Origin of the sequence: Mucilaginibacter flavus (assembly GCF_030409315.1) — a bacterium.
GTDB classification, from domain to species: Bacteria; Bacteroidota; Bacteroidia; order Sphingobacteriales; family Sphingobacteriaceae; genus Mucilaginibacter; species Mucilaginibacter flavus.
On record NZ_JAUFPS010000096.1, the window covers coordinates 1 to 23,329 of the forward strand.

Consider the following 23,329-nt stretch of genomic DNA (forward strand, 5'->3'; position numbering starts at 1 on the left):
ATCTTACCAACATAAAATGTGAACAAACACCGAAAATAAAAATAAAAATCCACTTATAAGGTTTCGAACACTCAAGGGTGTAAACCCATCGCTATCCGGAAAACCGATAATCAGGTTTCAGAAAAATTCTGATAATTCTTTAATTCGATAAATTCCGGTTCAGAAAAAAATCAAATAATTAAAACAAAAGCCCCAAAGTGCAATTCACCACTGACCACTGACCACTGACCACTGACCACTGACCACTGACCACTGACCACTGACCACTGACTATTCAATAATTATTATCCTCGGTTCATCTAACGCGGCTTCAAAACCATTATCAATATCCATATACTGTTTAAAGTTCTGTACGTCCTGATCTACCATTTTTTTGAAGATCGGATTTAAAACTTTAGCAATACCTGCTCCAACGCCGCCCGCCGGAGGTTGGTAGCTAATTACAATATCCACCACGGTACCTTTCCCATCAATAGAATCCTGGAAACGTACTTTACCGGCATTGTTAATAACCGAATCGGGCAATGAACTCCAGCCAATCATTTCATTGGGTTCGTCTTTAACAATCTCGGCGTGCCAGCTTACCGTGGCTACATCTGCAGGCAATTTTAGTACCCATTGTGAATATTGAGAATCGATAACCTCCACACTTTCCAGGTGTTTCATAAACAATGGCAGATTATCAAGCTTACGCCAAAAATTATAAACCTTGTGCCGCGGCTGGTTTACCGTAAACGACGACCGAATGTTTACATTAATTGGGCTGGTAGATAATTTACCAATGCGTTTATACAGTTCACAATGCCCTGTAATGCCCCGGTTTAAAAGATAACCGCCCGCGCCGATTTTCAAAATACTTGAAAACGGATTTGAAAAAATATTTTTAAATCCCGACCACCCCAGTTTTACACCGCCAATTACCGATGTATAACGCTCCGGCCAGTTCAGATTTATCCTGTCGTCGCCATATAATACGGGGTAGTTGTCGGTATATTCAATTATTGTGCTTGCCATGTTCGTTTAAATAGGTGTTAAATTTAAACGCCAAAAAGGGAGGTAAGTTTTGAGCAGTCGAATTTTATTTAACCATTCTGTAATTAAATTTAAATTTGATTAAATCAGAAGAGTGCTTCCTTTGTCTTTTCAGCTCATATTTATATATCACCTGGCCCAGGTTTTTCAAAAAGGGAAGGCAAACGGTAGCGTATTCGTATTTATTATCGTTGTAAACACCATCTTCGTTTGATTGTACAACTGCGGTCAGCATAAATTCTACGTTATGTTTGGTATCCACGATGTAGGCATTGTCGATATCGTAGCCATAACTATCGCCATATTTATTAAAAATCCTGATGTCGGGGTTGATCACCGCGGCGCTGTCGGCGCCATAAAAAAGCAGCTTGCTCATAGCCGGGTAATTTTGCGGCCTGTTGTAAGTTGGCTTCACACTTTCGGTAGGGTACATGCTCATGTATTTATAAATGAGTTGGTAATCATCGGGCATTAAATTAAACCGTTGCGCCTTTGGGAATATCTCCGGGAACAATAATCGTTTTAATACGGCCTGCTGATCTGCAATAGTATAAACATTTTTCTGGCTAAAGTCGAAAGGTTTGTTTACCAGGCGATCACTGCTATCTAAGTAGGCTTTTCCTTGCAGCATGTTGTCAAGGTGCATGGGATAATCCAAACTATCGTACAAGGCCGGCTTCTTGTAAGTTAATTGACTGCCATTATAAAAAGCTACCGGGTTGGTATGCCTGGTACTTTCGCCGGCGTCGCCAACGGCAAGCCTGCCCACTATACGGGTATTGGTTAGTCCGTACTTTTTTAGTTTCTGGTTGATTTCGGCGCGGCCGGTAAATTCATACAGCCTATTGTAAGCATCATTATCACTTACCAGCAATATCTTTTTGATATAATTTTCAATAGACGGAAGGCCGTTTACCGATGAGGTATCCTTGTTCACCTTAGTTTGCCCGGCAAAAGAGCTGTCGGTTATCATGGTTGACAGTTTAGTTAGACCTTCAATTTTCAATTCGTTGATCTTCTCTAAAGCAAAAATCAAAGTAGGCAGCTTTACAGTGCTGGCTGGGTAAAAATATCGTTTAGCATTAAGGCGATAACTGTATGATTTGAAATGCGGTATATTGTTTTTATCCCTGTTTACCTGGGTGTAAAGTATTTGCACTTCGTTTTGGGTTGGGTGCTTTAAAATTCCGCTAAATAATTCGGGGTGGGATTGAAGTAAGCTTTTCAACAGCACGGTATCGGTACTTTGTGCCGTTGCCGCGTAATTTATCATCATAAATAAAAAAATCAACCGGTATTTCATGCCTATATTTATATCAAATTTATTCCTTGCTACCATGATAAAAACCATTAAAGACTTTAATCCAGCTAAAATTAAAGATTTAGAGGGATTATACACTTATGGCGCATATAAAGATGGCTATAACCTAACCACCAGTCTTGATAACAAAGCAAAAGCCGACTTTGATCAGCAGATAATTAACGAGATAGTATTGTGGAAAGTAAACCGCTATGTTAACGTTGAAAATGCCGATTGGATGGATGATTTTAATAAACTCAAATTCATTGACGAACTGGATGGCAATCAAACGTTTGTTAAAAGTATTTTAAGTAAAATGCTCAAAACTCATGGCATCAGGCTACCTATGGCCAGTACTATGCTGCGGTTTCGTAATCCCAACGTTTTCCAGATTATTGATGTACGCACATTTAGGGTAATTTATGGTGATGACGCGCAAAAGAAAAAAATAATGGATGCTAATGACGATAACAGCATCGAGCTTTATTTTGAATACCTGCTCACCTTAAAAAAAGTATGTGCCGAAAAGGGAATAGTTTTTAGCGATGCCGACAGGATTCTTTATCAGTATGATATTGAGGAGAATAAATAAGAATTTTACTAATTGGAGCGAATGAGAACAAATTCGTTTAAATTGATTCGATCAGTTTTATCTCAAATCAAATTAGGGCCAATTCGCTCCAATTAGTAAAATTAATGTTTAATGAAACACCGGAGTTGCCGGGTAAAGATAACCTGTAAAAGGAATATCTTTAATTAAGGCGCTGGTGATAGGGTTATAAAATGCCAGATCGTTAACAGAATCATTTACACCATAGCCCGATTTGATGATATTAACTACCAGTTGGTTAGTTGCCGGGTTGTAAGCAACACCTGCACCATAAGTTATTTTTCCCGCTGGTAAAGTAATAAAAGGCCCGGTTAATAAAGCAGGAATGCCATCAGTGTATTTGTATATCAGGTTAGCGCCCTGATAAAGGTCGTTTTTAGCTATGTATACGGTTAGGTCGGTGGTTGAGGCAGTAATTGAACCCGGATGCCATGCGCCCCAGGTATCATTTACTGTAAACGGAAGCGCTACAGTAGTTGTGGCCAGGGTAGCACTGTTAATTTTTACCAGCGATGTACCACCCGCAGCCCAAACCGAACCATCAAAGGTTTTAGCGAAACCAACACTTAAGCCCGGGATTTTTTTAGCTACCGAATAGTCGGCCGCGTTTAAGATCACAACGCCATCAGTTTCTGTTTCGATAAAAATATAGTTACCTACTTTAATCATATCGCCGGCCTGGCCGGTTACACCTGCCAGTTTGCCACCCAATGCAAGAGTTTGCAAGGTGATAGGATATACGCCGTTACCTGTACTTACAAGGCCTTTAGTTGCATCAACACCTAAAAAAGCGCGCCAATCATTGGTTGGTGCCGAGGCTATCCTGCCGGTTTCTTTTAATGTTGAGGCATCGGTTACTACCAATGGACCACCTGATTTTGACAGCAGGTATAATTTGCTGTTATACACCGTACCAAACTCCAGAGTTGTTACAGCTGTACCAAGCTTTAAACCGCTGTTTTCGGTAGTAAAAATGCTATCGGTAGTGGTTTGTGTTTCGGTACTGTAAAAACTTACAGAACCTGTAGCGTGACCGTACCAGCCTTCGTTAACCACAAAAAAACCCTGGTCATATTTTCCATGTCCTTCGGGTACAATTTTATGATCCTTGTGACAGGAGGTTATGGTTACCAGCAGTATAGCCGGCAACATAAAAAGTAATAATCTGGAGGTAATTGATTTTTTCATATTGGTGTTAAATTAGTGAAATACTACGATAGATGGAAAAAAGTAACCGTTATACGCTACATCATTGATCAAAGCACCCGTAGTTGCGTTGTAAAAACAAAGGTCGTTAAAGCTAAAGTTAGTTGTAAAGCCAGAGTGAACGGTGTTAACAATGAGTTGATTATGAGCAGGATCATAACCAATGCCCGAGCCATATAACTCACGCCCCGTTGCAACAGTTAAAAACGGTGTGGTAAATGATGCGCTGTTAGCTGCCGTATACTTGTAAACATTGGTACCGCCAGAGCTTGTAGCGTTTTGGGCGATAAACACAGCATTTTCTGTAGTGGACGCAGTGATAGATCCCGGGTGCCAGGCCGACCATGATCCATAAATTGAGAACGGAATAGTTACGGTAGTTGTAGTTAAGGTAGATGGATCAATGCGTACAAGCTGCGTGCCGCCGGCTGCCCAAATAGCGCCATCCGGAGTACGTGCAAACGCGCAAAGCATGCCGCTTATAGTTTTGGCAACAGCATATGTTGAAGCATCCAGTACAACTACGCCATTGGTTTGCGATAATACAAATACATAGTTGCCCGCTTTAATCATGTCGCCAACCTGTCCGGTAACTGTGGTTAATTTAGTGCCAAGCGCCAAAGTTTGCAGGTTAACCGGGTAAATGCCCGAGTTGGTGCTGATTAATCCTTTAGTAGTATCTATCCCCACAAAAGCCCGGAAATCGTTACCGCTTTTAGCAGCTATGCGGTTAATTTCAACCAGGGTATGGGAGTTAGCAACCACAAACGGACCGCCAACTTTGCTTACCAAAAACAACTTATCGTTAAAAATAGTACCGTATTGCAAAGTGCTTGATGTAGGGTTAAGGTTTTTACCGGGATTCTCTTTAGTGAAAGTGCTATCGGCAATAGTACCAGTAGCAAAATTGTAGAAACTTACATTGCCGGTTCCGTGCCCGTACCAGCCTTCGTTAATAATAAAGAAGCCGTTATCATATTTGGCGGTGCCGTTAACTTTTAATTTGCTATTTGTAGCGTTGGTAATAGTTTGGGGCGCGCTGTTATCTTTTTGACAGGAGCTGATAACACTTGCCGCAAACAGCACGACAGCTAAAGGCAAGGCTTTAATAAAGTGAGATGTTTTGGTGTTCATTTATTTAGATTTGGTTTTAGATAGATTTGTGTTGTTATTATGGCTTCAATAAACTCAAGTCCGCCGCACCGGTAAATTCGGTTGATTGCTCGCCAAGCCAGCCCATGTTGGCCAATATGCCTGTTTGTACTTTTATAAAGTCGATACCCTTAAGTGTTACCGGGTTTCCTTTGGCATCAATAGCACTGGCAATATCAATTTGATCGCCGCCGGCGCTATTATCACCATAACCGTAATCAAAAGAGGCACTGGTAATATATGATGGATCATCCATGTTGATATTGCTTGATGGTAGCAAGGTACCAGTGTAAGTAGCCGTGTTGCCCTTTATGCCGAGCGGAAAGTATGGGTGTACGTTATAAATATTAGTTTGTACAACACCCGTGTTGCCTTTATTATCTTTCCATGGCACGCTGCAGGTGTCGCAAGCGGGCCTGGTATAGGTTACCGAGTAATTGCGGGTGTAGCCATCTTTGTAATAAGCACTGCCTTTTATTTCATACCAGGTATCATCGGGCTTGCCGTTACCGTTGGTATCCTGCATTACCCAAATTACACCGGGCTCAGCAAAATTTGCAAAAGCATTGCCGTAAACTACAAAGTCTTTTTTGCCGTCAACATCCATAACGGTATGGTCAAAGCCAACCACAATATAACCACCCCAGGCGCCTAAACTTACCAGGCCCTGGTCGGTTTTTAAAGTTGCTTTGGCGGCGTTTGTATCGGCAAGGGTAGTGTTAATGAACTGGCCTGGTGCAGGGTTAAAATCAAACAAGGCAGTAACATAAGCATTGCTTGAGGCCGTAGTAGGGTGGATGGTTACTGTTGGCGCAACAACGACAGGCTTATCCTTAGTACAGGAGGCCAAGGCTCCAATACCCAACAAAAGCGCTACCGCAAGATTTCTTTTTAAGTTAGTTTCGATCATTTTTGGTTGATTTTATATGTAGATGAATTATTTCTTTTTAATAGGTAACTATTGATTTAAATCCTTATTGGACAGTTATTTATATGCAAATGCAAAATGCCCAGGAATATCGCCAGTGATTGCCTGCCATTTCTTTTTACCCGATGGATCAAAAACATAAACCATACCTGGAGTTACATAGTCTTTAGCATCGGTTACCAAAACCTCTTTGGTATAGGGGTTTACAGCAATGCCGTAAGGCACTTTTATTAACGCCTCGGTGCCATCGGTAATAAATTTGGTATTGAGCACAGTCTCATCCTTAACGTTAAGCATGCTGTAAGTTGTGGTATTTTTGCCGGTTTTATAGCTAAACTCGAAGCTGTACATATAGGCAGTATCATCGTCAATCCAAAGGTTGCTCACCCCAAAATCAAACTCTTTTTTTACCGCATCGGTCTTTGTATCGATCACGAACAGTTTTGAAGGGATGTCATAATAGTCACCACGGGAGGTTACGTAGATGTCGCCATATTTATCGGCCTTAACCCGGTCAAGGTTTATCGCTACGTCTATACGCTTGATCTCGGTAAAAGAAGCCAGGTCAACCACAGATACCGTACGTTCGTAATTCGGCGGACTATAGCCACCGGAATTAGCCACATACAATTTTTCGCCCACAATAGCCATTTCTTCGGGCTGTCGGCCAACGGTAACCTTGCGGGTAATTTGCAAACTTGTGGTATCAATTTCATCTACAGCGCCATTTGGGGCTTTAGGATCGCCAACGGTACCTAAATAAGCGCTCACGTAAGCTTTACCATTATGAAAAGTAACGTACCTGCAATTGGCAATATTAACCTGGGTAATGCGCTTGCCTGTTGTAGCATTCAATACCTCAACCTTGTTTGAAACATTTACCACTACGTAAACTTTGTTCCCATAAATGCCAATGTCATTACCTACATCGCCCAGGCTTTTAACAATGTCGGGATTCAGCTCGCCATAAATGTTTTTATGGTACTTGCCGGTGGCGTAGTCAAAATAATCAAGGGAGGCTTTATTTGAGCCCATATTGCCCTCATTTAAAAGATAAAAACCTTTAATAGGATTAACAGTAGTATCCGGAGGTGCAACTGGGGTTACAACCTCTTTAACAGGGCCGGTATCTTTACGGCAGGAGCTATATGCAAGCACCAAAATGGCAGGCAGCAGATAAAGCAATTTTTGACTAATGTTTTTCATATCGATATATTAAAAACTTGAACTGATAGTAAAGCGATAATTACGCTTTGGCATAGGATAATTAAGGATTACATCATAATCCTGGTTAAATATGTTAATCACCTCGGCGGTTAGTTTTAATTTGTGTTTGTTGTAGCGCGTGCTGTAGGTGAAGCTGGCGTCGTGGGTGTAAAATGGCTGAATGTAATTTTCGGGGATGTTGGCTTTTGAGTCGTACCGCTCTCCGGTGTAAATATAACTATAGTTAAATGCCAGCTTATGCCACTCGGCACCCACCAATAGCGTGCCGCTGTTTACCGGTGTGTAGGGAATTTGCTGCCGGTAGTTAAAGTCGGTTTTATCGGTAACGTCGATAGCTTTTTGATAGGTGTAACTTATGCCTGTGTTAAGGTAGATATCTGATAGGAGTTTCCAGGTGGCTTGGGTGTTAATTTCAAGTCCTTTGATCTGTACTTTACCCAGGTTGTACATTGTCCACCGCGCAAGGTTAGTGCCAGGTACGGCTACAATTTTGTCGCTTACCTGGTTGTAATATGCATCTGTTTGAATAGCAAAATACACCAAAGCGCGTTTGTCTGAACTTTTGGTATAGGTTAAACCCAGGTCATACTGTTTAGTAAGTTCGGGCCTTAAAAAGGAGTTACCGATGAAGGTATAATACAGATCATTAAAAGTTGGCAGCCTGAAAATGTTTTTATAAAAGCCGCGTACCCTAAAATCAGGATCGCTGAGTGGTTGCCAGGAAAGGAGCAGGGCAGGGGTAAGCTTACTCTTTTTGCCGGCTGCCGATAAGGTATCCACCAAGTCTTTTACAAATGTGCCCAATAAACTTGCCTGTAAACTAAAATGTTTAAAGTGCAGATCTGTTGCCGCGGCCGTTAATATGGTGTTACGTCGTGGATGTACAAAGCGATATTGAACGGTGTCGTTTTCCAGGGCGTTTAAAGTGTTAAACTGGTAATCTGCAGATAAGCCCACATCCCAAAATGAAGTAATGCGATATTTACCAGCGGCCGAAAAGTACAGTTCCTGCTCATCGTATTGATTTTCGAGCAATCCCCGCGTGGTGGTAATGTCGGGGTCGAAATAGTGGGTATGATCGTTGGAATATTTGCCGCTCAGCATCAGGCTGTATCCTTTGCCGAAGTTTTTATTATAGGTAGATTGTACAAAAATGTTCCTGTCCCTTTGGCGCTGTTTGTTATCAAACTTATTATTGACTACCGCGCCGGGTAAGCCTCTATCAGAATTATAAAGGTAGGCTTTTGCCGTCCATGAGCTGCTGTCTTTAAGTTTGCCATATATCCCGGCCTCGATACGCTGGGCATCTATATCGGCATTATGCCTTACCGCGCTGGTATCATAAACGTGGTTGGTAGTCCTGAATTTATAACGACCATCGGCATGTATAATTTCGCCACTAATGCTGCTGTAAATGTTATCAGCTAATTTGTATTGCAATAACGCGGATGGATTAACAAGACCAAAAGAACCGGTTTTAAAACTTACTTTACCATTTACGCGACTGCCCGGTTCAAAATAAGGCTGCTTGGCTACAAGGTATATGGAACTGCCGGATGCGAAACCCTTTGCCGGTTGGAAAATGGTGCTTTTTTGGCCGTTGTATAAGGCTATTTCCTCAATATTATCTAAAGAAAACTTACCTAAATCAACCTGCCCGTTTTGCGCGTTGCCAAACTCCACACCATCATAAAATACGGCCACATGATTAGTACCCAGGCTACGTACATTGATAGTTTTTAAACCACCCACACCACCATAGTCTTTTACCTGTACACCCGAAAAAAAGCGGATAGCATCTGCAACAGAAAGGCTGTTTAGTTTTTCCAGTTCGGCACCTTTTAGCACCTGCACGGGTGTTGCCGAAGTATTGCGCGATGAAATACGACCGGCGCGTACGGATACCTCGTTAAGGGAGTGGGTTTTGATAGTGTCCTTTTTTACCCCGCTGCTATCGGCCCGATGAGATTGGGCAAACACTTTTATGCTGAACAGGCAAAAACCGGTTACAATGAAAATTAGAAATAAGTATTTGTAAAACTGCTGCAATATAATGCCCGTAAAAATCAAACAAACAGCAAACGAGGTGTGAAAAACACAGAAAATGGAAATACGCCACGGGTATTCTCATTCCAGCTTCAATCCCCGAAAGCTATGAATTAATATGTGCGATGGCAGGTCTTCTGACTTACTCCCCTTGGCCCTGTCTTCCCACCGGTTAGCTAACCGGCAGTGACTTTATGAGTGGACTTTGGTATGATGGAGCTTACAGCTGCGGGACAGTCCCGGAATTACACCGGATTCCCTTTTAATCCCGGTCGTAACTACGGGAACCAAAAGCGCAGCAAATGTAGTAAATAAGTGGGAAGTATTTTTTGGAAAAGTGGCACATTGGATTTTGCCACAAAAAACGCGCTTGCTGCCTGTGGTCGGTGTTTTCACCGCACCACAAGCATGCCCTTTACACAAATTATACCGCAGCCCCCACAAAAACCTCCATGCGCAAGGGGCTTCATCAAAGTACCTTTGACTAATAAAATTAAACTTTTATCTGATTAGTTATGGAACAAAGACATCCCTTACCGCCATTCAACCTGGAAACGGCAAAACAAAAAGTTCAATTGGCCGAAGACGCCTGGAATACAAAAGATCCTGTTAAGGTATCTCTTGCATACACCATTGATAGCGAATGGCGAAACCGTTCGGAATTTGTTAATGGCCGCCAGGAAATTGTAGCATTGTTAACTGCTAAGTGGCAAAAAGAACATCAATATAAATTAAAAAAAGAGTTATGGGCCTTTACCGATAACCGCATAGCTGTGCGCTTTGAATACGAATACCATAACAGCGAAGGCCAATGGTTTAGAGCCTATGGTAACGAAAACTGGGAGTTTGACCAAAACGGCCTGATGCAAAAACGTTACGCCAGCATCAATGACGTACCAATTGCCGAAGCTGAACGTCGTATCTTATAAACAAGTACTCACATTTATTAAAACAACAAAAGCCATTACCATGGATAGAAAAATAGCAACACCACAAATTTTACAAGCGCTTAAAAACAAAAAGATCACTTATAAAGCCGTAGCCGAACATATTGGTAAAAGCCATGTTTGGACAACGCTCGCCCTGCATGGCCAGGCTGTTATGGACGAAACCGACGCCCGTAAAGCCGGCGATTTGCTGGGTCTCGATGCCGAACTGGTTCAGTCATTACAGGAAATACCACTTAGGGGTTCGCTTGAACAAACGCCGCCAACCGATCCAACACAATATCGTTTTTATGAATTGCTGCAGGTTTACGGATCAACATTAAAAGCTATCATCAATGAAGAATTTGGCGACGGTATCATGAGCGCGATTGACTTTACCATGGATATTGACCGCGTTGAAAATCCCAACGGCGATAGGGTAAAAATAACCATGGAGGGTAAATTCCTTCCTTTCAAAAAGTGGTAAAAAATAAATATCCGAAACCACGTGGGTCTCATTTTGGTGCAGGCGCACGCGGTTAACAAACGCCTTTGTTGTATATTTAGCGCATATTACAGAATGCCATATACACGCGATGAAAAAGGAATTTCCTGTTTATGATATTTGCAAGTTTACCCATACGCAGGAAGAAGATGTTATTATAAAGCCTTTTGCGCCGTATTTGAAAGCGATGAGGAAGCTTCATTTTCCTCACCGGCACGATTTTTACCATATGGTTTTCTTTACCCGGGGCGCGGGTACCCATTCGGTCGATTTTGAAACTTTTAATATTCAACCTTATCATATCTATTTTATGGCACCCGGCCAGGTGCATGGCTGGAGCTTTGAAGGCGAAGTTGACGGATATGTGGTCAATTTTTCGGCTGGTTTCTTTAAGTCTTTTCTTTTAGATAGCCAATACCTTGATAATTTCCCCTTTTTTAGTGGTAACGTTCAATACTCGGTAATGGATATTCCGGCGGCTGAGCAATCGGCAGCAATAACCGTTATGGAAAAAGCGGTAAAGGAGGCTGACAGCCGAGGACGGTTTCGGCTGGATACGTTAAGGGTACTGTTATTAGAGTTTTTTCTGCTATTAGTTAAATCGACAGGAGCGGACAAGGCCAACAATAAAGTAGGGCATAATCACGCGCTGCTTCGCAACTATGAAAAATTAATTGAGCAGAACTACACCAATCACAGACTGCCCAAATTTTATGCAGAATTGCTTTCTATTACCCCGAGTCATCTCAACGCTATTTGTAAAGAACTTTTAGGTATTTCCGCAGGCGATATGATCAGGAACCGGATTGTGTTAGAAGCCAAACGTATGCTGGTTAACCTCGACTTGACAGTTACGCAAGTTGCTTATAGCTTAAACTTTGAAGACAACTCCTATTTCTGTAAGTTTTTCAAAAACCAGTCGGGAGTTTCGCCGGAAGCTTTTAGAAAGGGAATTTGAATTGCTTTGACAAGGCATTCTATCGTCGGATTATTTTGAGCGCAATATTTTTTATTTATTTGCACCGATAAATGAGTAATTTTACGGCATAGATAAGTTTATGAATAAAAAAGATACCATAGCCCGGAATACCATCCTTATACTGATGATCGTTGTTGCGGCCGCGTTCAGGCTTTTAGCCTTTAAATATAAAGAGCTGAGCAACTTTACCCCGGTTGGAGCAATCGCCATATTTGGCGGTGTATACTTTACAGAAAAATGGAAAGCTTACGTAACCGTATTGCTAACACTTTTTGTTACTGATATTGCTATCAACTATCTATATACCTCCAAACTGGTATTGTGGTATAGCGGCACCGAGTGGACTTACCTTTGTTTTGTACTAATGGTATTAACCGGCAGCCTTATCAAAAAGGTAAATGTTTTGAATGTATTACTGGCTTCTATTGCATCGGTATTAATCCATTGGTTAATTATCGATCTGCCGTTCCTTTACGGCTCTATGTATCCGCATACTTTGGCGGGCTACGGTAAATCATTAATTAATGCTATCCCTTTTGAACGTAACCTGGCTTTGGGTAACCTGATATTCGGTTTGGTATTATTCGGTAGCTTTGAGTTGGCTAAACGTAAATACACCTTTTTGCAAACCCAAAAACAACTGGCACTGTAACGCAATATAAAGAAATAGTAAAGCGACCTGCCGGTAAGATGCAGGTCGCTTTTTTTATGGATTGATAATTTTATCCTGATATGAAAAACCTTGTAGTATTAACCGGTGCGGGCATTAGCGCTGAGAGCGGTTTAAAGACCTTCAGAGACAGCGATGGACTGTGGGAGGGTTACAATATCGAAGACGTTGCCACGCCCGAAGCATGGCAGCGTAATCCCGCCTTGGTACAGCAGTTTTATAACGAGCGCCGTAAATCAGTGCTGGAAGCAAAGCCCAATGCCGCCCACTACGCGTTGGTTAAACTGGAGGAGCAATATAACGTAACCATCATTACCCAAAATATTGATGACCTGCACGAGCGGGCCGGCTCAACCAATGTAGTGCATCTGCATGGCGTAATTACCCGTTCACAATCCAGCATCAACCCGGAGCTGACTTACCCGATCAGCGGATGGGAGATAGGTATGGATGAAGTATGCGAATTAGGGTCGCCATTACGTGCCCATGTTGTGTGGTTTGGCGAGGCCGTGCCGATGATTGAAACGGCGGCTAAGATTTGTATGAAGGCTGAGGTTTTTATGTTGGTGGGATCGTCGTTGGCGGTGTATCCAGCGGCCGGTTTAATCAACTATGTGCGGCGCGAGGTACCCAAATATATCATCGACCCAAAGATCCCGGAGGTGAATATGAGAGGAGAATTGACACTGGTGCGCGAGAAGGCAACAATAGGGGTGCCGGAGGTAGTTAGGCAGTTGTTAGGATAGCGGTAGAAAGTAGTAAATGATGTTTAATGAATAAATAATTCAATAATTCAATAATTAATTTGAAGACCTGCATTTTTAACTGGAGCGGAGGAAAGGATAGCGCCCTGGCGCTATACCACTGCCTGCAAAATCCTGATCTTGATATCAGGTACCTGGTAACAACCATTAATGACTCCGCCGACCGTATCTCGATGCATGGTGTGCGAACAGAATTACTGATTAAGCAAGCCGAAAGCATAGGCATCCCACTATACCAGATCCGCCTGCCCGAGATGCCCGGTATGGCAGAGTACGACGATGTGATGCGCTTTCATTTAAATCACTTTAAAAATGAAGGGATTACACATTCCATCTTCGGCGATATTTTTCTTGAAGACCTTAGAGCTTACCGGGACGCCCGCTTAGCCGGAGTTGGCCTTACTGGTATTTATCCCTTGTGGAAACGGGATACAACCGAATTGATCAACGAGTTTTTAAACCTTGGCTTTGGTACCGTAATAGCTTGTACCCAGGAACGTTTAGCGCACATAGCAGGGCAGGAGTTAAGCCTTGAGTTGATAAATGCCCTGCCCCACGATGTTGACGCTTGCGGTGAAAACGGCGAGTTTCATACCTTCACTTTTAAGGGGCCTATCTTCAAAAATACCATCGCTTATAAAACGGGCATCAAGGTATTTAAAGAATACGCCGTCCCAAAAAATACAGATGATTCATGTGTTTCGTCACAGGATCAAAAACCATCCGGATTTTGGTATTGTGACCTTTTACCCGGCTAACCTCCCATTTATTTGGCAAAATATGTAACAGAATAAGATTCTTTTAAATTTTATAATAAATTATATATCAAATAAATAGCACAATTAAGTTCAACTAAAAAGTTATAGAGTAACGATTTTTTAGATGTTTTTAGTCTTTAAAAAACAACATTTACCAAATAAAATTCTGTATTGGTAGTTTTTGTTTGTTAATTTATTGAATATCAATTATTTAATGTTAAAAATTGTATCTATAATAGCTGTCCTTAAAATCGGTGCGCATATCTATAAAGCGGCTGCCAACCTTGGCTAAAAACTCCTCATCAAGCAGTTCAAAAACGCTGTTCACTCCATCAGTCAGGTCCATTTCAGGGATCTTAAAAGTTTGCTCCAATGTACCCTGTTCTATCTTGATGATAAACTTCTGGTTCATACTCAAAATCGAAATTTTAAAATCGGGGTGCGGTAATTCGGCAATAATTCTCATATCGTTATTTATTCAAAAAGTTAGTCAATGGATCTTTGCCATCCAGTGATCCAAAGCTCGCTATCGGTCTGAAACGGGCAAAAAGTTCTTCGCTATACCAGTTTTCGCTGCGGGTTAGTTTAATTACCTCGGCATGTTCGCTGCTCTTGTAGGCAAAGTTTTTTACATCATCAATGCTTTCCCATAAAGAGAAAGTCGCCTGCCTGTAAAATGGAGCTTCACCTACACCGAAAGATGTTATATATCCTTGTGCGGAACTCATGATGCTTGCCACCTCATCAACATGGCTCCAAAAGTTTCTTAGTCGGCTAATCCTGATCGTTGCCCTGGTGAGCACAGCGACCGGGCCGGTATAATTTTGTTGATCTGGTTTGCCGAACGGCTCTTTGCCATCCCATTTGCCATGGCTTTGCAAAGGTTGGCACAATACGGTGTATCCTTCGTTACCTAATACTTTCCACCAGTTGGCTATAAAAGAATGATTGTAAAAGGCTTCGAAATCCTCACGGCTTTCCCAGCAGGCTAATACCCCCCATTGCTGCCAGTCGGGTTGTAAGTCAAAGGTGCCGTTTTTGCCAGAACCAAGCAGCTTGTAAAACGTACAGCCTTTTTGCATTAACAAAGGAAGCCGGTGTATGGCCATAGCCAGCAAGGCGAACGGGATAAATAATTTACGATACCGGACTATAGTTAAGCTGACAAACATGTACCGCTAAATAAAAGATTATATATGATATTCTAAGTATATAGTATCAAGTAGTTAGTATCAAGTACATCATATCTTCATAATCCTGCCGAAGTATGATTCTGTTATTCAACAGTAAAAAGAAAAATCTTGCGGCCTGAAAATCGTTACTTGATGCTATCTTTACCAGATGGCAGAGGATTTAAACATAACTACATCAACCGATAAAACAGAACAGTATACGGCCCTGATTCCACAAATTGAAGCATTACTATATGGCGAACCTGATTTAGTAGCCAATTTGGCAAATATTTGCGCCGCGTTGAAAGAACAATTCAAATGGTTTTGGGTTGGTTTTTACCTGGTGAAAAATGGTGAATTGGTTTTAGGCCCTTTCCAGGGACCTGTGGCTTGTACCCGCATTGGCTTAGGGAAAGGAGTTTGCGGTACAGCGTGGCAAAAGGCTGAAACGCTTGTTGTACCCGATGTGGAAGCATTTCCGGGGCATATCGCGTGCAGTTCGCTTTCACAATCTGAAATTGTTGTACCTGTATTTGATAACGATGAGGTAGTGGCGGTTTTAGATGTAGACAGCGAATTATTGGATCAGTTTGATGAAATAGATGCGAAATTCATGGAACAGATTGTGAAGTTGATAAAATTTTAATGAGCCGGATTTATTTAATTGCCGGGCTGGGCGCAGACACGAGGGTTTATAACAATATCGACCTTCAAGATCACGAAGTTATAACTGTTGACTGGATAGAGCCGGCACCACAGGATACTTTAGTTGCTTACGCACAAAAGCTTATTTATCAATACAATATAAAGCCTAATTCAGTACTGATAGGCAACTCTTTAGGTGGAATTCTCTCGGTGGAGATTGCCAAATTTATGCCCATTAGTAAGGTAATCTTAATCTCCAGTATCAAAACGAGTGACGAGGCTCCAGGCTATTTTAAGTTGTTCAGGAACTTACCCATTCAAAAACTGATCCCCGGAAAATTGTTTACTTCGATGGGTTTCCTGGTAAAACCAATGTTTGGTCATATGAGTGCCGAAGATGCCTGGCTGTTTAATGATATGCTAAAACATACTTCGCCGGTATTTGCAAAATGGGCGATGAACGCTGTGTTGCATTGGAAAAATGACGTTGTCCCCCCAAATCTTTATCATATTACCGGCGATAAAGACCTGGTTTTTGATTATAAACGGATTAAAAACCCTACCATAATTAAAGGAGGAACCCATATCATGATCTTCGACAAAGCCAAAGAGATCAATAAATTATTAAAAAAGATCCTTGCTCCAAAATGAAATTGAATGAGGATTACTATTTGGGTAATGATGTAGTTGCCATGAGTAAAAACCTGTTAGGTAAGTATTTATTTACCTGTATCGACGGTGTAACTACAGGTGGCTATATAGTTGAAACAGAGGCTTATAACGGAGTAATTGACAAGGCATCCCATGCCTACGGTAACAGGCTCACCACCAGAACGCAACCCATGTTTATGCGGGGTGGTATAGCTTACGTTTACCTTTGTTATGGCATCCATGAAATGTTTAATATAGTTACTTCGGTTGAAGGCGAACCGCATGCCATACTGATACGGGCGCTTAACCCCACAGATGGCATTGACGCCATGTTGCAAAGGCGCAAGATGCAGGTTGTAAAACCCAATATCACCGCAGGCCCCGGCTCGGTTGCACAGGCTTTAGGAATTTCGAGGAATATTAACGCCATTAGTCTGCAAAGCGATACCCTTTGGCTTGAAGACAGGGGACTCAGCTTTACCGATGAGGAAATTTCCATAGGCCCAAGGATAGGCGTAAGTTATGCCGGCGAAGACGCTTTTTTGCCTTACCGTTTCTATGTGAGAGGCAATAAATTTGTAAGTAAACCCAATAAATAGGCCTTTGGGAGGATGAATTAGCCACCGGCTTTTTGTAATATTGAGCAATGGATTATCAAAATACTTTAACGTTTGCAGCGGAACAGGATGAGCAGGATGTTTTAAAAGACTTTAGAAATCGTTTTTTAATACCAAAACATCATGGCCAGGATGCCATATATCTTTGTGGAAACTCACTCGGCCTGCAGCCAAAATCATCGGCCCAGTACATTGCCGATCAAATGAAGACATGGGAGAAGCTTGCAGTAGAAGGTTGGTTTCAAGGCGATGATCCCTGGTTGGAATATCACAAACCGCTTTCATCATCCATAGCTAAGATTGTAGGGGCAAATGAAAACGAGGTTGCCGTAATGAATTCGCTTACAGTGAATCTTCACTTATTGATGATAAGCTTCTATAAACCAAGTGGTAATCGATTTAAAATCGTTATGGAAGGCGGCGCTTTTCCATCAGACCAATACGCCGTGGAAAGCCAGGTAAAGTTTCATGGCTTTGATCCTAAAGATGCCGTTATCGAAATTTTTCCAAGAGATGGCGAATTAACTTTACGCACAGAAGATATTTTAAATATTATTAACCAGCATGCAGATGAGCTGGCTTTGGTGTTATTCAGTGGTATTAATTACTACACCGGTCAGTTTTTTGATCTACAGGCTATAACCCGTGCGGCGCACCGGGCTGGTGCTTATGCAGGTTTCGATCTTGCGCACGCTGCCGGTAATGTTCCCTTAAAGCTTCACGAATGGGGAGCCGACTTCGCCTGTTGGTGTTCGTACAAGTACATGAACTCCGGTCCGGGTGGTATCAGCGGTATTTTTGTCCATGAGAAGCATTTCGCCGATACAGAAATGAACCGCTTTGCCGGTTGGTGGGGTTATCGTGCAGATAAACGCTTTTTGATGGCTCCCGGCTTTGATCCGGCAATCGGCGCTGATGGCTGGCAGGTAAGTACCAGCCCTATATTGCTCCTGGCGCTATTTAAAGCCTCTATGGCTATTTTCGATGAGGTGGGTGGTATTGATATCCTCCGGAACAAAAGTGTTGCTTTAACGGGCTATTTGGAGTTTTTAATTAATGAAATCAACAAACGGCGAGGTGATGAAGCCTTCAAGATCATTACGCCGACAGATTCCGACGCTCGTGGCGGGCAGCTTTCGGTGGTTTGCACAAAAAACGCCAAAGCTATTTTCAAGTACCTCGCAGATAATGGCGTGATTGGCGATTGGCGCGAACCTGACGTGATCAGGTTGAGTCCGGTGCCTTTATATAATTCATTCACTGATGTTTATAAAGCTGTAAAGCATCTTTCAGAAGCTTTGGAAGCCGTAAAATAATAATGCAATATGGTTTACTATAATCCTAAAGAGTGGTTTTCATTTATTTTTAAGATCAACAAAGCCGATACGCTATGGGAATTGTTCCCGCTCATTTTGTCGGTGGGCGCCTACGCGGGCGCTGTTACTTATTTGCTGATAGATTTTTGGCACCTGCCGGATACAAGTTTGCTCAGGAAGGTGAGCTATATCCATCAAACCATTGGTTTTGTATTTTCATTGCTATTGGCGTTTCGCATCAATTCGGCGTATGATCGCTGGTGGGAAGGTCGTAAAATTTGGGGTAGCATGGTAAACAACAGCCGCAATCTGGCGCTTAAACTTAAACACATGGTCAAGCCATCAGAATATGCCTTTTTCAATTATGCCATACCCATGTATTCACGCGTTTTGCGCAACCACCTTCGGGATGTATATGTACATGAAGAACAAGATTTTGTTCCCATCGATTCAAAAAAACATGTGCCTAATCAGGTAGCATCAGCCATCATTGAAAACATTTACCGGTTAAACAAACAGGGAGAAATCAACCCCGAGCAGTTGTTTAGTATAACTTCCGAAATAGGTTCATTTACAGATAATTGTGGCGCTTGTGAGCGTATCAGAAAAACACCGATACCGTACTCTTACAATGTGTTTATAAAAAAGTTTATTTTTACCTACATCATGACACTGCCTTTTACCTGGGCTTTTGAGATGAAGTATTTCACCATACCCATTATCGGTTTTGTATTGTTTGTTTTTGCCAGTATCGAAATCCTTGCCGAGGAAATTGAAGATCCTTTTGGTTTTGATCCTAACGATTTGCCGCTGGATAATATCTGCGAGAATATTCAAAAACACGTAGGCGAAATCTTCGGGTAGTTACTATGCTCAAAATAGCTTTCGATCCCATCTACGCTCATCCGTTACCCGAGGGACACCGTTTCCCGATGTTGAAATATGAGTTGATACCAGCCCAATTATTGTATGAGGGAGTTATTACTATAGACAATCTTTTTTCGCCGGGCTTGCCGTCAGAAGATGTTATTCTTAAAACACATGATCGGCAATATTGGGAACAACTACGTGATCTTACTTTACCTGAAAAAGAACAACGGCGTATAGGTTTTCCTTTATCAGCCCGGCTTATTGAACGTGAAATGAGGATTGCAAGGGGGACAATTGATGCTTGTAAATTTGCTTTTGAAAACCGCGTTGCTTTTAATGTTGCCGGCGGTACCCACCATGCAGGCTCAAATTGGGGTGAAGGTTTTTGTATGCTGAACGATCAAGCCATAGCTGCTAATTATTTACTAAACAGTAATTTATCTAAATCGATCTTAATTATAGATTTAGATGTGCACCAGGGAAATGGCACCGCTCAGATTTTTGAAAACGAACCGCGTGTTTTCACTTTCTCAATGCACGGCGATAAAAATTTCCCGTTCAGAAAAGAACGCTCTGACCTGGATGTCCCCTTGACCGACGGTGTAGAAGATGATGAATACCTTCAAATTTTAAAAAACACATTGCCAGGGTTGATCCGCAGGCATCAGCCCGATTTTATATTTTACCTGGCTGGTGTGGATATTTTAAGTACTGATAAACTGGGTAAATTAGCTTTAAGCAAAGAGGCCTGCAAAGAGCGCGACTTTTTTGTTTTTGAACAATGCATCAATAACAATATCCCTGTGCAGGTTAGCATGGGTGGTGGTTACTCACCTCAAATAAAAGATATAGTGGATGCCCACTGCAATACGTTTAAAGCCGCAATTGATCTTTATTTTTAACCCTGCGGTAAAATCGCGGAAGCTTTATCCCGATGTTTTTTACTGATGATATTAAATCGGATAAAGAGTAGGATAGAGGCGGTTACCAAACCGAGCACCAGGCCGTACCAAATGCCGCTTACCCCCAGGTTAAATACAATTCCAAGTAGGTAACCAATGGGCAAACCAATTACCCAATAGGCCAGAAAAGTAATAAAAGTTGGCACATTTACATCGCCCATGCCGCGCAGAACGCCAAGGCCCACAACTTGTGTTCCGTCAAATAACTGAAAAAACGCCGCTATGATAAGTAACTGAGCAGCAATGTCAATTACCGCTTTATCAGAAGTGAAAACCCATGGTAATAAATGCCTGCAAAGGGCAAATACAATGGCAGTAAAGGCCATAAAAACCAGTACAATATGATAATTGGAGATAGCGCCAAGGCGTAAGTTTTTATGATCGCTAACACCAAAATAGTTTCCGGATTTTATGGCCGCCGCGGCCCCAATTCCACTGGCCATCATATAAGTCATTGAGGCTAACGTAATGGTAATTTGATGCGCTGCCTGGCTAACGTAACCTATGGTGCCTACCAATAAAGCCGCGCCGCCAAAAGCACTGATCTCAAACGTGTATTGCATAGCCACCGGCGCGCCTATTTTTAATATACTTAATGAGCGCATTCTGTCGATTTTTTTTAATGCGAAGCTTTTTAAATACGCTTTAAAATTTGCCGACCTGAATACATAAATACCCATCACAGTTGCCATTAAACAACGATCAATCAGTGTGCTGTATCCAACGCCTTTAATGCCCATTGGATGCACCCCAAACAGCCCTTTTACAAATACAATTCCCAAAAAAATGTTGAGTACGTTGCCGGCTACAGATATAACCATTGCCTGCATGGTAAAGCCCAGTCCTTCGGCAAATTGTTTAAACGTATTGAACAACAACAGCGGGATAAGCGATAAGCTTAGCAGCAATAAATAGGGTTTAGCCTCCGTAACAACTGCCGGCGATTGATCAAGATGACTAATTAAAAGTGTAGTGCCAAAGTAGATACCACAAAACAAAATCACGCCGCTCAGCATATTTAAAAACAGGCTGTTTGAAAGCAATATCCCACATTCCTTGTAATCTTTTCGGCCGTTGTTTTGTGCTATCAGCGGTGTTAATCCATATGATATACCCATACCAATAACCAAAGGCATCATAAAAAGGCTGTTTACTGTTGATATTGCAGCCAAAGAAATTGTACCCGCAAAATGACCAACAATAATGGTATCTGATAGCTGCACCGTCATATGGCCAAGGTTTGATAGTACAACCGGGCCCGCCAGCTTTAAACTTTCGCTATAAAATGGTCGGTATTTTTTAAAAACGGCTTTCATAATTGATTTGCAGGGCTGCAAAAGTAACGATTAAGGCCGGGAAATTATTGGTTTAACAAGCGGTATAATACTCTTCTTTTTCGGTAGTGTTGATGCGGATCAGTCCCGAAAGTATCAAATCTACCAGGATGCGTTGCGTACGCCGGCGGCCCATTTTTAAAAGTTCGCTGCATTCTTTAATGGTGATGCGGCCTGTTTTTTCCAGGTGCCCCAGCAGTGTTTTTTCATTTTCTGAATATTCTATCAAAACACCCTCGTCACCGGCAGATCGTTTTAGAACTTCCAATACTATTTTACTGGCTAATACACTTTTGTCTTTCACCCTTACATATGCCCACCACTTGCCATCATCAGCGAGGGCGTAATGGGGTTTAAGGTCGCTTGGCAAGGTATCAACTACAAGCACAAGCTTATCATCAACGTAAACTTCCTCAAATGTTGGTTCAAGCGCTGGCCGAATAAACATATGAGCCGCGCGAGTAATCATATACCGTTCCTCGTCTTCAGATTTTACGCCTTTTATAGTACCGTCATCCGCCACGCCAATCAATAATTTTCCACCTTTGTTATTGGCAAAGGAAACCATAGTGCGCGCTATTTTTTCGCAGCTTGTAATTGTTTTTTTAAAGTCGAGCGTAACGCCCTCGCCCTCAAAAATTAGTTTTTTGATATTCATTGTAGCTCCCGGTGCTTAAACTAATTATTGAGTTTTGTATGGTGTAAATATCTCCATCCAGTTTGCAGGCTTGGCTAATGGTGTAAAACCAAAATGTTCATATAAACCATGGGCGTCGGCCGTAGCTAACGACCATCGCCTTAAACCCTGCAAATCCGGATGGTTAACAATGGTTTGAATCAGCCATTTTGATAGCCCCTTTTTTCTGAATTTTGATAAAATAAAAACATCGCAAATGTAAGCGAAAGTAGCATGGTCTGTAACTACGCGTGCAAAGCCAGCCAGTTCATTTTGAGCGTAAACTCCAAAACACATCGAACTTGCAATAGCCTTTTCCAATCTTTCGCGCTGTATACCCTGCGCCCAATACGATTCATCATTTAAGTAGTTGTATATTGTTTCAACATTTAACAGAGATTTATCTGTTGAGATCAGGAAGCCCTTTTTTATAAAAGCCTCATCATTCATAAAAATAGCCATTACTTAAAATTACAAATTTGGATCGATAAAATCCAGGTTACGCACATAAACTTCATTCATTACAGACACACACATGTCACCGCTCTTGTCATAAATGTCAACGGGGTGATGAACAGCATATTTGCCAATAGTGTTCAATATATTTTCGGCCTCTGCAATGTCTTCTTCACTCAGGCTGATTTTGAAATGCAAATCAGTTAAACCAGGTTTTAAATAATCTATTTTCGACGATTTTGACCATACCTTTAACCTGTAACCTTTTTTTGTAAGCACCTGGTAAAACAAAATAGGGTAGAAGGGATCGGCCGCGGCAAAAAGAGTACCGCCAAAAATTGATTTGTTATAGTTTTTATTCAAAAAGCTTTTTTTGATTTTTACTTCAACTCCTCTATAGTCTTTATCAAAAGCGACAACCCAAATACGCTGAAACAGGAGAGGAGGGTAGATACGCATTGCCCATTTTAAAACTACCTCTGAAACTACCATAGGCCTAAATATCCGAATTTTAACATGAAAACTGG

At 41.7% G+C, this 23,329-nt stretch carries 26 protein-coding genes and 1 riboswitch; of the genes, 13 read left to right on the plus strand and 13 right to left on the minus strand.

Annotation, left to right across the window (positions count from 1 at the left end; genetic code table 11):
• Positions 1 to 270: 270 nt before the first annotated feature.
• Entirely contained in the window at positions 271 to 1,014 is a 744-nt protein-coding gene (locus tag QWZ17_RS27870; protein WP_290308636.1) for an SRPBCC family protein, read from the minus strand.
• 64 nt (positions 1,015 to 1,078) lie between these two features.
• A complete protein-coding gene (locus QWZ17_RS27875; protein WP_290308637.1) occupies positions 1,079 to 2,308 on the minus strand; it encodes a serine hydrolase in 1,230 nt (409 codons plus the stop codon).
• A gap of 61 nt (positions 2,309 to 2,369) precedes the next feature.
• Between QWZ17_RS27875 and QWZ17_RS27880 the strand changes: the two genes are divergently transcribed.
• The gene (locus QWZ17_RS27880) at positions 2,370 to 2,924 is read left to right on the plus strand and encodes a hypothetical protein (protein ID WP_290308638.1); all 555 of its coding nucleotides are present in this window, start codon (positions 2,370 to 2,372) and stop codon (positions 2,922 to 2,924) included.
• Between the two features lie 108 nt (positions 2,925 to 3,032).
• Here QWZ17_RS27880 and QWZ17_RS27885 read toward each other — a convergent pair whose 3' ends face one another.
• The 5 genes from QWZ17_RS27885 to QWZ17_RS27905 all read right to left on the minus strand — a co-directional run bounded on the left by QWZ17_RS27885 (position 3,033) and on the right by QWZ17_RS27905 (position 9,435).
• The gene (locus QWZ17_RS27885) at positions 3,033 to 4,130 is read right to left on the minus strand and encodes a DUF5074 domain-containing protein (protein WP_290308639.1); all 1,098 of its coding nucleotides are present in this window, start codon (positions 4,128 to 4,130) and stop codon (positions 3,033 to 3,035) included.
• Between the two features lie 12 nt (positions 4,131 to 4,142).
• Positions 4,143 to 5,282: a DUF5074 domain-containing protein gene (locus tag QWZ17_RS27890; protein ID WP_290308640.1), complete on the minus strand. Its 1,140-nt coding sequence runs from the start codon at positions 5,280 to 5,282 to the stop codon at positions 4,143 to 4,145.
• Positions 5,283 to 5,319: 37 nt separating this feature from the next.
• Positions 5,320 to 6,210 carry a cell surface protein gene (locus QWZ17_RS27895; RefSeq protein WP_290308641.1) on the minus strand — a complete coding sequence of 297 codons (891 nt, stop codon included), beginning with the start codon at positions 6,208 to 6,210 and terminating at the stop codon, positions 5,320 to 5,322.
• Positions 6,211 to 6,285: 75 nt separating this feature from the next.
• A complete protein-coding gene (locus tag QWZ17_RS27900) occupies positions 6,286 to 7,434 on the minus strand; it encodes a YncE family protein (protein ID WP_290308642.1) in 1,149 nt (382 codons plus the stop codon).
• A 9-nt stretch (positions 7,435 to 7,443) separates the two neighbouring features.
• Positions 7,444 to 9,435, minus strand: coding sequence for a TonB-dependent receptor (locus tag QWZ17_RS27905; protein WP_290308643.1), 1,992 nt, complete (start codon positions 9,433 to 9,435; stop codon positions 7,444 to 7,446).
• A 176-nt stretch (positions 9,436 to 9,611) separates the two neighbouring features.
• Positions 9,612 to 9,809: riboswitch (cobalamin riboswitch) on the minus strand.
• Between the two features lie 207 nt (positions 9,810 to 10,016).
• Here QWZ17_RS27905 and QWZ17_RS27910 point away from each other — a divergent pair.
• The 6 genes from QWZ17_RS27910 to QWZ17_RS27935 all read left to right on the plus strand — a co-directional run bounded on the left by QWZ17_RS27910 (position 10,017) and on the right by QWZ17_RS27935 (position 14,103).
• Positions 10,017 to 10,430, plus strand: a complete 414-nt coding sequence (locus tag QWZ17_RS27910; RefSeq protein WP_290308644.1) for a nuclear transport factor 2 family protein — start codon at positions 10,017 to 10,019, stop codon at positions 10,428 to 10,430.
• A gap of 40 nt (positions 10,431 to 10,470) precedes the next feature.
• Positions 10,471 to 10,914: a cyanase gene (gene cynS, locus QWZ17_RS27915; protein ID WP_290308645.1), complete on the plus strand. Its 444-nt coding sequence runs from the start codon at positions 10,471 to 10,473 to the stop codon at positions 10,912 to 10,914.
• Between the two features lie 109 nt (positions 10,915 to 11,023).
• Positions 11,024 to 11,890, plus strand: coding sequence for an AraC family transcriptional regulator (locus QWZ17_RS27920; protein ID WP_290308646.1), 867 nt, complete (start codon positions 11,024 to 11,026; stop codon positions 11,888 to 11,890).
• Positions 11,891 to 11,990: 100 nt separating this feature from the next.
• Complete coding sequence (locus QWZ17_RS27925) at positions 11,991 to 12,563, plus strand: DUF6580 family putative transport protein (RefSeq protein WP_290308647.1); 573 nt, start codon at positions 11,991 to 11,993, stop codon at positions 12,561 to 12,563.
• An 80-nt stretch (positions 12,564 to 12,643) separates the two neighbouring features.
• Positions 12,644 to 13,327, plus strand: coding sequence for an SIR2 family NAD-dependent protein deacylase (locus QWZ17_RS27930; RefSeq protein WP_290308648.1), 684 nt, complete (start codon positions 12,644 to 12,646; stop codon positions 13,325 to 13,327).
• A 59-nt stretch (positions 13,328 to 13,386) separates the two neighbouring features.
• Complete coding sequence (locus QWZ17_RS27935) at positions 13,387 to 14,103, plus strand: Dph6-related ATP pyrophosphatase (RefSeq protein ID WP_290308649.1); 717 nt, start codon at positions 13,387 to 13,389, stop codon at positions 14,101 to 14,103.
• 217 nt (positions 14,104 to 14,320) lie between these two features.
• On the opposite strand, the gene QWZ17_RS27940 is transcribed toward QWZ17_RS27935, so the two are convergent.
• Both QWZ17_RS27940 and QWZ17_RS27945 read right to left on the minus strand, forming a co-directional pair.
• Positions 14,321 to 14,569 carry a hypothetical protein gene (locus tag QWZ17_RS27940; RefSeq protein ID WP_290308650.1) on the minus strand — a complete coding sequence of 83 codons (249 nt, stop codon included), beginning with the start codon at positions 14,567 to 14,569 and terminating at the stop codon, positions 14,321 to 14,323.
• A gap of 4 nt (positions 14,570 to 14,573) precedes the next feature.
• Complete coding sequence (locus QWZ17_RS27945) at positions 14,574 to 15,275, minus strand: DUF3291 domain-containing protein (RefSeq protein WP_290308651.1); 702 nt, start codon at positions 15,273 to 15,275, stop codon at positions 14,574 to 14,576.
• A gap of 169 nt (positions 15,276 to 15,444) precedes the next feature.
• Between QWZ17_RS27945 and QWZ17_RS27950 the strand changes: the two genes are divergently transcribed.
• From QWZ17_RS27950 to QWZ17_RS27975, 6 genes are read left to right on the plus strand one after another with little or no spacing between them, the layout of a single operon-like run.
• Entirely contained in the window at positions 15,445 to 15,921 is a 477-nt protein-coding gene (locus tag QWZ17_RS27950) for a GAF domain-containing protein (protein WP_290308652.1), read from the plus strand.
• Positions 15,921 to 16,571, plus strand: coding sequence for an alpha/beta hydrolase (locus QWZ17_RS27955; protein WP_290308653.1), 651 nt, complete (start codon positions 15,921 to 15,923; stop codon positions 16,569 to 16,571). The genes QWZ17_RS27950 and QWZ17_RS27955 overlap by 1 nt, the downstream gene beginning before the upstream one ends.
• The gene (locus QWZ17_RS27960; protein WP_290308654.1) at positions 16,568 to 17,170 is read left to right on the plus strand and encodes a DNA-3-methyladenine glycosylase; all 603 of its coding nucleotides are present in this window, start codon (positions 16,568 to 16,570) and stop codon (positions 17,168 to 17,170) included. Before QWZ17_RS27955 ends, QWZ17_RS27960 begins: the two co-directional genes overlap by 4 nt.
• A 47-nt stretch (positions 17,171 to 17,217) precedes the next feature.
• Positions 17,218 to 18,504, plus strand: coding sequence for a kynureninase (gene kynU / locus QWZ17_RS27965; RefSeq protein ID WP_290308655.1), 1,287 nt, complete (start codon positions 17,218 to 17,220; stop codon positions 18,502 to 18,504).
• Positions 18,505 to 18,513: 9 nt separating this feature from the next.
• Entirely contained in the window at positions 18,514 to 19,368 is an 855-nt protein-coding gene (locus QWZ17_RS27970; RefSeq protein WP_290308656.1) for a bestrophin family protein, read from the plus strand.
• Between the two features lie 5 nt (positions 19,369 to 19,373).
• Positions 19,374 to 20,276, plus strand: coding sequence for a histone deacetylase family protein (locus QWZ17_RS27975; protein ID WP_290308657.1), 903 nt, complete (start codon positions 19,374 to 19,376; stop codon positions 20,274 to 20,276).
• On the opposite strand, the gene QWZ17_RS27980 is transcribed toward QWZ17_RS27975, so the two are convergent.
• The 4 genes from QWZ17_RS27980 to QWZ17_RS27995 are packed head-to-tail and all read right to left on the minus strand — an operon-like array spanning position 20,273 to position 23,294.
• Positions 20,273 to 21,652, minus strand: a complete 1,380-nt coding sequence (locus QWZ17_RS27980) for an MATE family efflux transporter (protein WP_290308658.1) — start codon at positions 21,650 to 21,652, stop codon at positions 20,273 to 20,275. The genes QWZ17_RS27975 and QWZ17_RS27980 overlap by 4 nt on opposite strands.
• Positions 21,653 to 21,704: 52 nt before the next feature.
• Complete coding sequence (locus QWZ17_RS27985; RefSeq protein ID WP_290308659.1) at positions 21,705 to 22,328, minus strand: AlbA family DNA-binding domain-containing protein; 624 nt, start codon at positions 22,326 to 22,328, stop codon at positions 21,705 to 21,707.
• A gap of 24 nt (positions 22,329 to 22,352) precedes the next feature.
• Positions 22,353 to 22,808: a GNAT family N-acetyltransferase gene (locus tag QWZ17_RS27990; protein ID WP_290308660.1), complete on the minus strand. Its 456-nt coding sequence runs from the start codon at positions 22,806 to 22,808 to the stop codon at positions 22,353 to 22,355.
• Between the two features lie 9 nt (positions 22,809 to 22,817).
• A complete protein-coding gene (locus QWZ17_RS27995; RefSeq protein ID WP_290308661.1) occupies positions 22,818 to 23,294 on the minus strand; it encodes a DUF4442 domain-containing protein in 477 nt (158 codons plus the stop codon).
• Positions 23,295 to 23,329: the final 35 nt, after the last annotated feature.